Source organism: uncultured Fibrobacter sp. (genome assembly GCF_947166265.1).
Lineage (GTDB): Bacteria > Fibrobacterota > Fibrobacteria > Fibrobacterales > Fibrobacteraceae > Fibrobacter.
This window is the reverse complement of the sequence record NZ_CAMVDO010000017.1, coordinates 33,190-46,599: the sequence shown is the minus strand read 5'-3', so window position 1 is coordinate 46,599 and position 13,410 is coordinate 33,190. Positions and strand designations below refer to the sequence as shown.

The window sequence follows — 13,410 nt, the reverse complement described above, 5'->3', positions numbered from 1 at the left end:
CTGCGGAACCTGGAAACGGAACTGCTTGTTTCGGGAGAAGAAACCTATGTGGATCTTCTTTTGACGAGCGGGGAGTTCGTCAACCTGACCGCGGCTCTCGAAGTCGAGGAAAAGGACAAGCACTTTGTCGTCAAGCGTCACCGTCTTGCCAGGGAAATTCTCAGAAAGGGGGTAGCGGGAATCGACGATGCCGTGGAATCGACAAAGCAATACACCAAGGAAGACTATTTCAGGATGCTGATAGCGAAGAATATGAATGAATGCAGTGATTCTGAACAGGTCAAGGCTCAGTACGAAAAGTTTATCGGACTTTTCAATGAAGCAGTGAACAAGGCTCACGAAAACGTATAAGGGGGAGAAAATATGAAAATCAAGAAACTCGAATTCAGCAATATCAATTCACTTGCCGGCGAATGGACTATCGACTTTGAAAGCCCGGCATTTGCGAACAAGGGCATGTTCTGCATTTCTGGTGCGACAGGTTCCGGGAAGACATCCATTCTCGATGCCATTTGCCTTGGACTTTACGGTGCGACGCCCCGACTGGACGCCATCAAGGGAACGTCCAATGAATTGATGACGTACGGGACGATGAGTTGCTACTCCAAGGTGACTTTCGAATGTGGTGGCGTGGTGTATACCGCTCACTGGTCACAGCACCGTGCCCCGAGAACGGGAAGGCTCCAGAACTACAACTGGGTGCTCAGAAACGAGACCGCGGGTACGCAGGTGTACACTTCTTCGAATCAGTCCGAATTCAAGAACGTGATTGCGGGGGTGATTGGCCTTGATTTCGATCAGTTTACCAAGTCGATGATGCTTGCCCAGGGCGAATTCAACAAGTTCCTGAAGTGTAAGGAAAGCGAGCGTGCAGCGATCCTCGAAAAGCTTACCGGCGACAGTATCTACCGCAAGATTGCCGTGGCCGTTCATGAACTGTACGAGGCTGCTGACGATGCGGTCACGAATATCGAAAACAAGATGGAAGGCGTTCATCTGCTGAGCGAAGAGGAACTTGCGGAGCTGAATGCGAAAATTGAAGCCGCCCAGACGTTGCGAAAAGAATTGAACGCCTCGTTGGAACGCTGGGGTAAGATTTGCTCGTGGTATGAATCTTCGCGTGACATCGAAAAGCTCTTGAACGAAGCGAAAAATTCGCTTGCTCTGGCTGAACACCGAAGGGATGAATTTGAACCGAAGCGTGAACGGCTTTCGCGTGCACTCTTGGCACACGACATTGAAACGCTGTTTACCGAATTTGATTCTATCCGCAAGACCCTTGCCGAAATGGAAAGCAAACTCGGGGAAAATGAAAAGAACCTTCCGGATGTCCTGTCGAAGCTAGAAAAGGCGACAGAGGATAGCCGTCAAAAACAGCAGGCTCTCGAAAAGCTCAAGACGGAATATTCCGAAAATGAAGCGCTGTGGGAGAAAGTGTCTGCCCTTGACGGCGATATCCGAAACGCACACCAGAAGGTGGACGAAACGAAAAAGAGCGTGACGGGAATCCAAAATGAGGTGAAGGGCTTTAAGGCTGCTATCGACGCTTCGGAAGCGAAAATCGCGGAATTTAGTCGCCTGCTGAAAGAGGCCGAAGACTATATCGCGGCCCACCAGAAGGAAGAATCCATTGATGCCGAGCTTTCGCTCCTGAAATCGCAGGTATCCGACTGGAAGTCGAAAAATGGAAACAAAGCCACGCTGAGTCAGAAAGTGGGCACGGCAAAGGACGAACTGCAAGAATTTGATGCGGCGCAGCTCGAACAGAACAAGAACCTGCAGGCTGTGCAGGGGTATCTGGCCGCACACCAAGCCGATGCGGACTTGGTGAATGTCTTGCCCGAAATGAATGGCTGTATTTCCGATGCGGAGCGCCATCACGGTGAACTTACGCGGTTGCAGCAAGAAATTGGTGAAAAACAGAAGAGTATCGAAACGACCGCGAAAACTCTCGGCGAAATTCGTGAGAACCTCTCGACCTTGCAAAAGGAAAAGGAGACTATTATCCAGAAGGATATTCCGGTCGTTGTCGAGGAGTTGCGCCGTAACCTGAAACCGGGCGAAGCATGCCCTGTCTGCGGCTCGTTGGAACATCGTTCCTGCGAAAAAAATGTCGAGGTGGCAAACGGTGCGAATAGCCTGAACGATTTTGCGGCCAAGTTGCGTAAGATCAATGCCGAAATGGAAAAAGTCCAGCGGAATTTGGATAATCTTGAGGGCGAACGTCGTCATGACGAAGAAATCGTTCGTGAAAATACGCTGAAGGCCGAAGATGAGGCTAAGGCAGAGGCTCAATCGCTTGAGACTCTGAATGCGAAACTGGAACCCTGGAAAAAGTCGGTGACTCTTGAGACGGCCCGTACCGTTTTGCAGGAATTGCTGAAATCGAAGGATGCTTATCAGCAGAACAAGACCCAGGCGGAAACCTTGCAGAACGAAGTCAACCAGGCGGCGGTTCGTCGTGCGACTCTTGAGTCGGCGGTGAATACGGCGCAAGCTGAAGCCGAGAAGGCAACGGCGGAAGTTGATGAACTTTCTCGAAAAATCGAAAAGGCGCTTTCGACCTGGTTCTCGAATGTCCGTATGGAAGATGTAGATGCCTTGCTTCTGCAACTCGAAGGAAAACGTGCCGACTGGAAAAAGGCGAAGGATTCGCAGGCGGAAAACGCCAAGAATCTGGATGTGGAGAATTCGACTAAATCGCAGAATCAGAAAAGTCTGGACCAGGCAACTCAAAAGCTGAACGAGGCGGAAAACCTGCAGAAGACCCAACAGGACGAATGGAATAGGCTTATTGCGGAACGCGCAAAGCTTTTCGGCGAAAAGTCCGTAGAAGAGGAACGCAAAAAGGCCCGCGAACAGCGCAATTCCGCTGAAAAACTGGCTGAAACGGCGAGAGGCGAAGAACAGAAGCGTCGCGAAGAAAAGAATGCGCTGGATGTTTCTATCGCAGATTTGAACGACCGTATTGCGAAGGCGAAACCGGAGATGTCGCAGAAACAGGATGCCTTTACGGAGGGGCTTGCTTCTAAGGGCTTCGCTAGCGAAAATGAATTTGCCGCAGCTCGAATCCCCGAAGCGGAACGCAAGAGTCTTCAAGACGAACAGAAAAAGGTCGAAAGTGATTTGACTGCCGCAGAGACCGCTGTCAAGAGCTATGGCGACCAGCAGAAGGCGCTACAGGATAAACGCGATTTCGAAGAATCCGAAGAGGTCGCGAAACAGAAGAGCGAAACTTCGAAGGCGCGTCTTGAAGAATGTAACCAGAATCTTGGTACCTGGACGCAGCAGAAAAAGACCGACGAAAAGGATCGCGAACGTTTCAAGACGTTGCAGGCGGAACGCGACCAGCTCAAGGAAAAGCGGACCGACTGGGAACAGATGCAGCACTGGTTTAACGGTAACAGGCTCGACACGGGTAACGGTGACGTGTTTGTCAAGTTCATCCAGACCATTACCCTGCGCAACCTGCTGAAAATCGCGAACGGCTATCTGCACGATATGTTCCCGCGCTACGAAATGATTGCGGAAAGGGATACGCTGAATATCCAGCTGATCGACCATGACAACAGCGATGCCGTGCGCCCGATCGACAACATTTCCGGCGGTGAAGGTTTCTTGGTGAGTCTTTCGCTTGCGCTGGGCATTTCGACGCTTGCAAGCCGGAACGTGAGAATCGATTCCATGTTCCTGGACGAAGGCTTCGGGACGCTCGACTCCAAGATGTTGCAAGAAACGGTGCTTGTGCTCCAGAAAATGCAACAGGAACGCGGCAAGCTGCTGGGAGTCATTACGCACTTGGACGTTGTTAAGGGCGAACTGGGTGCGCGCATCGATGTGACCCCTCGTGGCGGGCGCAGTGTCCTCAGCGGAGCGGGCGTAAGCTGATTTTCGGTGCGATTTTGGGCCGTGGGGCGTATAAAAGTGGGGCAAGGCCTTCTTTTATATGCCCTTTTTTTTGTTTCCGCCCGCCCCATGTCATCCTGGCGACATGAATGTCGCCGGGATCCATAATTGTTGTCATTGACATTTTTTCAAAGGAATTTTTGGTATAGACGGTTTTTACGGGGGAGGAAAGTATATTTTATAGACTGGAAGTCTTTTCGAGAACGCGCCTATGCTGAATATCAACGAAATTAGCGACTACAGGGATCTGCTCAAGAATTACTATACCCAGCGCAAGCTGGATATGCCGCTGTATTCCTATAAGATGATGGGGCAGAAGCTGGGGCTCGATACGAGTCAGATTTTCCGCGTGCTGAACAAGGAACTTCACCTGCCGAACCATAGTATTCCCCTGGCGAAGGACCTGCTGGACCTGAAGGGGCGTAGCGGCGAAATTTTTGAAATCTTGGTGGCGGCGGCAAAGGCGAAGTCGCAGTCGAAAAAGGAAAAGCTCTATAAGATGGCGCTTTCGCTGCAGGACGTGGACTTGCGCAAGTTTAGCGCGAGCGAGTACCTGTTTTTGAGCAAGTGGTGGATTCCGGTGGTGCGTGCGCTGATCGAGATGAACGGGGGCCATGCCGAGGTTTCTCGCCTGGTCAAGCAGATTACGCCTACTGTCTCGGAAGACCAGGTGCGCGAAGCCATCACGGTGCTTAAGGACTTGAAGCTGATTACGCCGCTTGCTTCGGAGCGTTATGCCGCGACAACGGCGAACTTTACATCGGCGGGGTCGGCTACAAAGACTGCGGCCATACGCAGTTATCAGAATCAGCTTTTGACGCTTGCGCAGAATGCGCTGATTGCGGTGGAGCCTGCGAAGCGGAATATCTCTTCGCTGCTGGTGGGTGTAGACGATGAATGTTTTGATGACCTGAACGAGATGACTTTGGAATTTAGACGACAGGTGCAAAAGAGAGTGGCCGAGGTGAAGGACGTGAATCGCGCGATGCAGTTTGTGTTCGCCTTTTACCCGGTCGCCGAAGTGGCTAAGGAATCTAAGGGTACGCAGACTAAAAAAGTGGGGGCGAAACGATGAAAAAGTTGCTTTTACTCCTCGCTGTTTTTGCGCCGTTTGCGTTCTGGGCCTGCTCCAACGATAAGGTGGCGGGCATCAGTACCGTTGAAACGGAAAATGCCTTCTTGATTCAGGTCGTCCGCGAAGATTCTTTGCCAGCTGTGAATGTGTTGGCGCGTATGCGCTCGGTGGAATTCGTTCGGAATGTCGAAGAGGGGGGCGCTGTGGGTGCCGTCGCTGAAAATTCTGAAAAAAGCGCCGATGGAAATTCCGCGAAGCGCGGCTTCTATAATGAATTCGTGACGGATTCCCTTGGTCGTATTCGCATTGATTCCCTTGCCGTTGATGTGGCGACGCTTGAAATTGTGGACGATGGTGAAGGCCTGTTCCGTAAGATTTCTTCGGAGGATGTGAAGGAAGGCGATTCCGTGAAGTTTGTCATGGAAAAGACGGGTGGCCTACGTGGAAAAGTGTATTTGCCCGAAGGTGTCGAATACGCCTGGGTGCAAGTGTACGGCACCGATCGCCTGGTGAAAACGGATACAGACGGTTTTTATGAGATGGATTCGTTGCCGCCGTTTGATTATGAGTTGCGCTACATTGTGGGCGATAGCGTTGTCGAGAACTCGGCGACGGTTGATGCTGGCGAAGAGGCTACGGCGTTTGTTTATAATTTTGAACCGGATTCCGTCAAGATTCTGGATTTTGAATCGGAAAACGAAAAATTTTTTATTACCGATTTGGGCTATAGCGTGACCGGCTATATGGCGGCCACTGACACCAATACGAAAACGGTGCCCGATATCAATGAAGAGGTTGCAAAATTTATCGACGAGGCGGGCGCAGGTCGCGAAGGTAAGGTGCTGCACTGGAAATCTTCGGCCTCGTTTGGCAAGTGGTCTTTCTTTGGAACCTGGATTTGCAAGGAAGAATCTCCCTGCGATTTGTCGGCGACGGATTCCATCGTCTTCTATGCGCGTGGAACGGGTGTCATCTCTATCGCCTTTGAAACTTTGGGCAGTTTGAATACCGAAGGTAAAACCCTGGCGTACGATACGCTTGATACGGGCAACGAATGGACGCGCCGTGTGATAACGCCTGCGGATTTCAAGCCCCGCGACGACCTTTACGGAAACCTCGGCTGGGACGTGATTAGCAAGGCGGTGACGACGATTTCAATCGCTGCCTACGACGAAACCGAATTCTGGATTGACGATATCGTTCTTTATGGAGTCAAACCAAGTAACTTCGCCGAACAATAATTCGCGGTCCCCCCCCATTGAAATTTTGACAAAACTAAATCCCCGAATAGGGGATTTTTTGCCATTATAGGATTTAATTTTATAGTGGATAATTGAGTGTTGGAAAAAAGGATGGTACACGATGTTTGGAATCAAAAAGAATCGCTTGGCCTGCATCGCCCTTGCTATTGTGGGCGGCGCCTTTACGCAGGGCTTTTCGCAGGATCTGCTTTACCCCGACATGTTTGCGCTGGGAGATGTCCAGCTGCTTGATGGTCCGCTTAAGGAGCGGCAGGATTTAAATGTCGAAACGCTGCTTGCCTACGATACGGACAAGCTGATTGCACCCTTCTACGAGGAAGCGGGCATGACGCCGAAGGCTTCCAAGTTTTCGAACTGGGCAGGCCTCGACGGACATGTGCTTGGGCATTATTTGAGTGCCTTGGCGATGCAGTATGCGGCAACGGGCGACGAACTTATCAAGGAACGCCTGGAATATGTGCTGAACGAACTCAAGACGATTCAGGACCAGAATTCCAAGGATGCAAATTTCAAGGGCTACCTGAGCGGTGTCCCGAACGGAAAGCAGATGTGGCTCAAGTTCAAGAGCGGAAATGCGGGGGCGCAGAACGGCTATTGGGTGCCGTGGTACAATATCCACAAGACTTTTGCGGGCCTCCGCGATGCCTATATCTATGGCGGCTATGAACAGGCGAAGACGATGTTCCTTGCCCTTTGCGACTGGGGTCTTACGATTACGGGCGGACTCAACGACAATGCCATGGAATCGATGCTTGGCACGGAACATGGCGGCATGGACGAAGTCTACGCCGATGCATACGCACTGACGAAAAACGAAAAGTACCTGAAGGAGGCCAAGCGCTGGTCGCACAAGTGGCTTTTGAATGCGATGGCGGCAGGGAATGATAACTTGACGAACATCCACGCGAATACGCAGGTGCCGAAAGTCGTGGGTTTTGCGCGTATTGCCGAGCTCACGGGCGACCAGACTTACGTGAAGGGTTCCGAATATTTCTGGGACCGCGTCGTGAACAAGCGTAGCATTGCGATTGGGGGCAACAGTATCTCGGAACATTTTCCGGCGCTCGACAATCACAAAAAGTACGTGGAGGAACGCGAAGGACCGGAATCCTGCAATACGTACAATATGCTCAAGTTGACGGAACGCCTGTTCAATATGGATCACAGTGCCAAGCAGGCGGATTTTTACGAACGTGCGCTCTTTAACCATATCTTATCCACAATACATCCAAAACATGGCGGGTACGTGTACTTCACTCCTGCACGTCCCCGTCATTACCGCGTGTATTCCAAGGTAAATGCGGCGATGTGGTGCTGTGTAGGTTCGGGCATGGAAAATCCGACGAAGTATTCGCAGTTTATCTATACGAAGGACGGCGACAATCTTTATGTGAATTTGTTTGCAGCGTCGCTCCTGAATTGGAAAGACAAGAAGGTGACCGTCAAGCAGGAAACCGCCTTCCCGAAGGGTGAAAGTGCGAAGTTTACGGTGACGGGTTCTGGTTCGTTCGACTTCAAGGTTCGCCATCCGTATTGGGTGAAAGAAGCTGATTTCAAGGTGATTGTGAATGGCGATACCGTCGTGAAAAAGTCCGATCCGTCGAGCTATGTTTCTGCGGGAAAATCATGGAAGTCGGGTGATGTAATTGAGGTGCTGTTCCCGATGTACACGCATACCGAAGATTTGCCCGGCGTGAGCGATTACGTGGCGCTTCTGCACGGCCCGATTGTACTTTCTGCAAAGACCGGGACCGAAAATCTGAACGGCCTTGTGGCCGATGACGGCCGCTGGAGCCATATTGCGTCGGGTGCGTTGCAGTCGCTGGATCAGGCCCCGATGCTTGCGAGCAAGAAAGAAGAAATCCCGTCGAAGGTGGAACCAGTGAAGGGCGAACCGATGCACTTTAAGGCTCCGTACCTGTTTGCGAATAAGAAAGATGCGAATCTGTTGCTGGAGCCGTTCTACGAAGTGCACGATGTACGCTACATGATGTACTGGATGGTGCTTACGGACCCCTCGATTCTCGAACGCCTGAAAAAGGAGCAGGAAGAGGCTTTGGCGCTCGACGAAAAGACTGTAGATAAAGTGGCGCCCGGCGAGCAGCAGCCCGAAGTGGATCACAAGATGAAAGTGGAAAATTCTTCGACGGGAACGCATCAGGGTGAGTTCTACCGCGACGCGGGCAAGTGCAGCGGCGGCGACGGTGGACTCATCAGCTATGAATTTGAGACGAACAGCGAAGATTCGCTGAGCCTCATGGTTCGCTACTGGGGCAATGAGGGCTGTACCCGCACCTTCGACATCATGGTCGATGACGAAAAGCTTGTGACCGAAAATATCGCGGGCAAGTGGAATAAGGACGAATTCATGAACGTGACTTACCCGATTCCGGACAACATGGTGAAGGGCAAGAAGATTGTGCGCATCTCGTTTACGGCAAGTTCGGGAATGGTGGGCGGAATCTTCGGCGTGCGCTTGCTGCGTAACAAGCCGAAGCCTGAGTCGACGACGATTGCCGCGCCCAGTGAATCGCGAGTTGCTCGCCCCGATTTGAAGGCCCGCATCATGGGCGACGAATTGCAGATTGCCACAGGTACAGCCCTTTCGCAGGGGCTAACCGCCAAGATTTTCTCGATAAACGGTCGCCTCGTCAAGTCGCAGATGTTACCTGCGGGGCAATCCGCCTTCAGCATCGGCATCGCCGATATGAAAAGCGGAATGTACATCCTAAAAATCCAACGCGACGGCATGAGCTTTGCTAGCAGTATTTTCAGAAAAGAACGTTGATAAGGCTCCTGCCTGCACTGTGGTTCGACTCGCAAGCTCGCAAACCGTATAAGGTCCCTGAGCTTGCCGAAGGGCCTATTCGCCGAAAGGCCAAGCCGCAGATGTGTCATCCTGAGCGAAGCACGAAGTGCGAAGTCGAAGGATCTCTAGCAACGTTGTCATTCCCGCGAAGGCGGGAATCTCCCTTGAAAATTATACCATTTGGTATTATACCAAATGGTATAATTTTTTTGTCGCGTTCTAGGCATTTCTCCCGTTTTTATTCCAAATTGGAATATCGTTTTTGCTCCAAAAAGGCCGATAATAAAAAAAACACTTGACTTCGTTTTTTTTTGTTTACATTAAAAGTAAGATGTTTAACAGATTGTATTTCGCGAGAAGTACGAAAAAAAGAGTCGGAGGATTACCGATATGCAAAAATCAGGACTCTTGAGGAGCGTTTCTATGAAACCTCTCTTCATTCTTTCTGTTGCGGCGGCCTTGTTTGCCGCTTGCGGTTCAGACGGAGACAATGCCGTCACACAGCCTGCGCCCTGTGAATGTAATCGTGAGAGTATGCTAGAAACAAGCAGCTCTTTGGATATGGGTGGAAATAGTTCTATTTCGTCAAATTCAAATGTTTTGATGAGCTCGAGTTCTGTCTTTATGTTAAGTGATTTTTCTGTGGTTTCTCCAGAATCTGTGGTAAGGGGGAAGATAACGGATTCTCGTGATGGAAAGACCTATAAAACAGTCACGATTGGTTCTCAAACCTGGATGGCGGAAAACCTGAATTATGAAACAGAACTAAGTTACTGTTACAACAATTCAATTGATAGCTGTGCAAAATATGGTCGACACTATACTTGGGATGCAGCGATGAATGCGTGTCCTGATGGTTGGCATTTGCCCGAAGCATATGAATGGTATATTCTCTATTTAGCTGTGGATAAAGATCCCAATGCATTGCAAGCGACCGGCTGGACAAAATGGCGCTTTGCGACCGATGCGTACGGTTTTTCTGCACTTCCTGCTGGTGCCTACTATAAGGGTTTCGGTGGCGTTGGCGATAATCAAACCTTCTTTTGGAGTGCCACTGAGTACCTTGTCGGTCAAGCAGTCCTCTTCAATCTTGGGGACAATGTGAAGCCCGAAGACATCTTCTACAAGGACCGCGGTTTTTCTGTTCGTTGCCTAAAGGACGGACCGTAGACCATCTAGTGACATCCGTTGTAGTAAAGACTAAAAGACGTTTCAACACTCAACTCTAAAAAAGGAGACTAATATGAACGGAACACTGATTGATGCAAAGAGCCTTCGCGAAAAGGCGGAACGCTCACTAGAAAGTAACTCCGGCATTTATAAGTGGTGGGCGAAAAGAACCGAATTAAAAACAATATTGGATGTATTAGGGGTTACATCAAAAGATTTTGAAAAGGAAATGGAACAAAAGTATGGCTTATATTGCATTTATGTGGGGAAAGCAGACTCTTTGGAAAAAAGGTTAAAAGATAATCATGTCAATGGTCGGGCGAAGTCGACTTTGCGCAAGAGTATTGGGGGTGTGTTGCTTGCGGAATATGGTCCCGAAAATTTGAAAGAAAGAATTGATGATTTTATAGATAAACTAAAAATAGAATATGAACTTGTTGATTTGGAAAAGTTGAAAGAATCGGAGAAAAAAGAAATAGGAAAAGAGTATCTTCGTGTTTTCAATGGAAATAGTAACGGACATAAAGAATTAAGAAAACTATATGGTGATAGATTAACTGATTTGAGAAAGAAATTTGTCGAGGTTAAAATGAAAAAATAGGAAACGTTTGGTTGTAGGTTTTACCACAAGCTGGAGGATTATCGATATGAAAAAATCAGGACTCTTGAGGCACGTTTCTATGAAACCCCTCTTCATTCTTTCTGTTGTAGCGTCGGCGTTGCTTGTCGCCTGTAGTTCTGGCGATGGCGACGAAAATGCCGTGACGCAGCCGGAAACCGGTGAAAATAATCCTGAAGGCCAACTCGAATCAAGTAGTGGCTTTGGGGAATCTTCGAATATGAATGCTAACGGAATTGAATATGGCTTGTTGACGGATTCTCGTGATGGAAAGACCTATAAAACAGTCACGATTGGTTCTCAAACCTGGATGGCGGAAAATCTGATTTATGAAGGAGGTAGTTTTTGCTTTAAAAAATCTGCAGATAGCTGTGCGAAATATGGTCAACTCTATGGCTGGTTTGCAGCGAAGAATGCGTGTCCTAGTGGTTGGCATTTACCCGATACAAGCGAATGGCGATCCCTCTATTTGGCTATGGGAAATGATCCTTATGCGATGCAAGCAACGGGCCAGGCGGATTGGCCCAAAGCGACTGATGCATACGGCTTTTCCGCGCTCCCTGCTGGTTACCACTGCACCGAGTCTTATTTCCGGTATGACGGTTCTCCCGCTAAATTCTGGAGTTCCACTAAGTGCGATAGCATTCGCCACTGCTCTCGCGGCGACATCTTCTATTGGAACTTGGATGCAAATAGTGCGAGTTTCGGTAATACCAATCAAATCTGTTCCTTACCAATTCGTTGCGTCCAGAATGCAGTGATTTCTGTGGTAAGGGGGAATATGACGGACGCTCGTGATGGAAAAACGTATAAAACAGTCGCTATTGACTCTCAGACTTGGATGGCGGAAAATTTGAATTATGAAGTGGAAAACAGCTTCTGCTATAATAATTCTGTCGATAGCTGCGCAAAGTATGGTCGGCTCTATACCTGGGCTGCGGCGGTAGGTATGTCTGAAGAAAAATGTGGCAAAGGCAATGAATGCGGACTTGCTGAATCGATTCGTGGAGTATGTCCTGAGGGGTGGCATTTACCTGATGAATATGAATGGCGAAAACTCTATTCAACTATAGAAAAAAATCCCTATGCGATGCAGGCGACTGGCTGGACTGAATGGCCCAAAGCGACCGATGCATACGGGTTCTCTGCTTTACCTGTTGGCGTCTACTATGGCTATTTCTACAACGCTGGTTTCTACGCCTGCTTTTGGAGTGCATCTGAGCGCAATAACGATTACGCCTACCGCTGGTACTTGGGTACGGCCGAAGCGTACTTTGACTTCCACACTAAGGACGATGGCTTCTCCGTTCGTTGCATCCAGGATGATCCGTAGGCCACTTGTGCCATCCATTGTCTTAAAGACTAAAAAAACGTTTCAATACTCAACTCTAAAAAAGGAGAATTCTATGAAAACAAAAAATAGACTCGAAGCGATCGTTAACGAAGATTCCGAAATCCTGATATTGGGATCGCTCCCGGGGGATAAAACTCTCGAGGTGAACGAAAAAATAAAGAGTGCCGATGAATATGGTACACCCCAATACTATTGTAGTCCAAGCAATAGGTTCTGGAAGATAATTGCGTCTTTACAGAATCAAAATAGCAAAGCGTCTTTTTCTAATGCTGAAAAGTCTGATTTGTTAAAATCGACTCGCATCGCCTTGTGGGACGTTTGTAAAACGGCAAATCGCAAAAATAGTGATGATAAAAACATAAAGAATGCGACTTTCGATTATGAATCTATAAGGGATTTTATAAAAAACAATCCTAATATTAAGACTGTCGCGTTTAATGGGAAAAAAGCCTCAAAGATTTTTTCTAAGAAATATCAAGAAAAGATGAATACGGAGCTGTTTTCTCGTCAGATAAATTTTCTCCCGTATCTACCGAGCTCTTCTGGATTGAATAAGAAAAAATCGCTGGAACAGTTGATTGAAGATTGGAAAAATGTTTTATATCAAACCAAGGAGTAAGATGATTAGTCGAATTACATTCCTTTTTATTGCCGTGAACGCATTCATAACGTTGAATGCCTGTAGCGGCTATGGTGATAGTGAAGCTGATGCCGGTTTTGGAACAAATAGCATTGAATACGGAAGAAATGGCTCAGAATGGAGTTCTCAGGAGCAGAATAATTTCGATGATGTCACTTCAGGAAAAATATGTTCCGTAAGTACGGATTACCGTACCTATCTTAGGTGGAATTCTAATAAGGTGTATGTTGAAGGCCGATTTATAGATGGATGTGGAGTTAAGTCATCTCTCCAACAAAGTGGAAATAGTGTACTGATGTCGATATCGTATATGGGATGCTCATCGAGTTATATCGATTCTGAATGCGATAAATTGAAATCTAGTGTCAAAGATTTAGAATATGAAGTTAGTATTACGTGTATGGAAAATTCAATTGAGGGGGATTATCCGAAAGAGCTTTATTTAGCGGACCTAACTTTTAGTGAAATTGCAGAATATTTAGTGGATGTTTGTAAACAAGTGAATGAAAAATTCTAAAGGGCCGAACTATTGACATCTTATCCACAGTAACTCCTTTTGGGGAGTTCCTTTTTGC

Annotated in this window: 10 protein-coding genes; 9 read left to right on the top strand and 1 reads right to left on the bottom strand. The window is 48.3% G+C overall.

Features of this window, described 5'->3' with window-relative positions; translation table 11 throughout:
- Positions 1-160 precede the first annotated feature (160 nt).
- Positions 161-205 (bottom strand): hypothetical protein, encoded by a 45-nt coding sequence (locus Q0W37_RS15415; RefSeq protein ID WP_367186268.1) that lies wholly within the window; start codon positions 203-205, stop codon positions 161-163.
- A gap of 158 nt (positions 206-363) precedes the next feature.
- Between Q0W37_RS15415 and Q0W37_RS09775 the strand changes: the two genes are divergently transcribed.
- The 9 genes from Q0W37_RS09775 (at position 364) to Q0W37_RS09735 (ending at position 13,352) form a co-directional block, all read left to right on the top strand.
- Positions 364-3,888 carry an SbcC/MukB-like Walker B domain-containing protein gene (locus tag Q0W37_RS09775; RefSeq protein WP_297701108.1) on the top strand — a complete coding sequence of 1,175 codons (3,525 nt, stop codon included), beginning with the start codon at positions 364-366 and terminating at the stop codon, positions 3,886-3,888.
- A gap of 229 nt (positions 3,889-4,117) precedes the next feature.
- The gene (locus tag Q0W37_RS09770) at positions 4,118-4,981 is read left to right on the top strand and encodes a DUF4423 domain-containing protein (RefSeq protein WP_297701106.1); all 864 of its coding nucleotides are present in this window, start codon (positions 4,118-4,120) and stop codon (positions 4,979-4,981) included.
- Positions 4,978-6,222 (top strand): carboxypeptidase-like regulatory domain-containing protein, encoded by a 1,245-nt coding sequence (locus Q0W37_RS09765; RefSeq protein WP_297701104.1) that lies wholly within the window; start codon positions 4,978-4,980, stop codon positions 6,220-6,222. The genes Q0W37_RS09770 and Q0W37_RS09765 overlap by 4 nt, the downstream gene beginning before the upstream one ends.
- A gap of 121 nt (positions 6,223-6,343) precedes the next feature.
- Positions 6,344-9,031, top strand: a complete 2,688-nt coding sequence (locus Q0W37_RS09760) for a beta-L-arabinofuranosidase domain-containing protein (protein WP_297701102.1) — start codon at positions 6,344-6,346, stop codon at positions 9,029-9,031.
- A gap of 444 nt (positions 9,032-9,475) precedes the next feature.
- Entirely contained in the window at positions 9,476-10,222 is a 747-nt protein-coding gene (locus Q0W37_RS09755; protein ID WP_297701100.1) for a fibrobacter succinogenes major paralogous domain-containing protein, read from the top strand.
- Positions 10,223-10,295: 73 nt separating this feature from the next.
- Positions 10,296-10,823, top strand: coding sequence for a GIY-YIG nuclease family protein (locus Q0W37_RS09750; protein WP_297701098.1), 528 nt, complete (start codon positions 10,296-10,298; stop codon positions 10,821-10,823).
- 79 nt (positions 10,824-10,902) lie between these two features.
- Positions 10,903-12,174, top strand: coding sequence for an FISUMP domain-containing protein (locus Q0W37_RS09745; protein WP_297701096.1), 1,272 nt, complete (start codon positions 10,903-10,905; stop codon positions 12,172-12,174).
- 73 nt (positions 12,175-12,247) lie between these two features.
- A complete protein-coding gene (locus Q0W37_RS09740; protein WP_297701094.1) occupies positions 12,248-12,814 on the top strand; it encodes a DNA-deoxyinosine glycosylase in 567 nt (188 codons plus the stop codon).
- A gap of 1 nt (position 12,815) precedes the next feature.
- Positions 12,816-13,352: a hypothetical protein gene (locus Q0W37_RS09735; protein ID WP_297701092.1), complete on the top strand. Its 537-nt coding sequence runs from the start codon at positions 12,816-12,818 to the stop codon at positions 13,350-13,352.
- The last annotated feature ends 58 nt before the right edge of the window (positions 13,353-13,410 follow it).

Bases quoted from the DNA above. Each gene is read 5' to 3' on its own strand.
- Q0W37_RS09760 (WP_297701102.1), top strand. From the start codon at position 6,344: ATGTTTGGAATCAAAAAGAATCGCTTGGCCTGCATCGCCCTTGCTATT.
- Q0W37_RS09740 (WP_297701094.1), top strand. From the start codon at position 12,248: ATGAAAACAAAAAATAGACTCGAAGCGATCGTTAACGAAGATTCCGAA.
- Q0W37_RS09735 (WP_297701092.1), top strand. From the start codon at position 12,816: ATGATTAGTCGAATTACATTCCTTTTTATTGCCGTGAACGCATTCATA.
- Q0W37_RS09765 (WP_297701104.1), top strand. From the start codon at position 4,978: ATGAAAAAGTTGCTTTTACTCCTCGCTGTTTTTGCGCCGTTTGCGTTC.
- Q0W37_RS09770 (WP_297701106.1), top strand. From the start codon at position 4,118: ATGCTGAATATCAACGAAATTAGCGACTACAGGGATCTGCTCAAGAAT.
- Q0W37_RS09745 (WP_297701096.1), top strand. From the start codon at position 10,903: ATGAAACCCCTCTTCATTCTTTCTGTTGTAGCGTCGGCGTTGCTTGTC.
- Q0W37_RS09750 (WP_297701098.1), top strand. From the start codon at position 10,296: ATGAACGGAACACTGATTGATGCAAAGAGCCTTCGCGAAAAGGCGGAA.
- Q0W37_RS09755 (WP_297701100.1), top strand. From the start codon at position 9,476: ATGAAACCTCTCTTCATTCTTTCTGTTGCGGCGGCCTTGTTTGCCGCT.
- Q0W37_RS09775 (WP_297701108.1), top strand. From the start codon at position 364: ATGAAAATCAAGAAACTCGAATTCAGCAATATCAATTCACTTGCCGGC.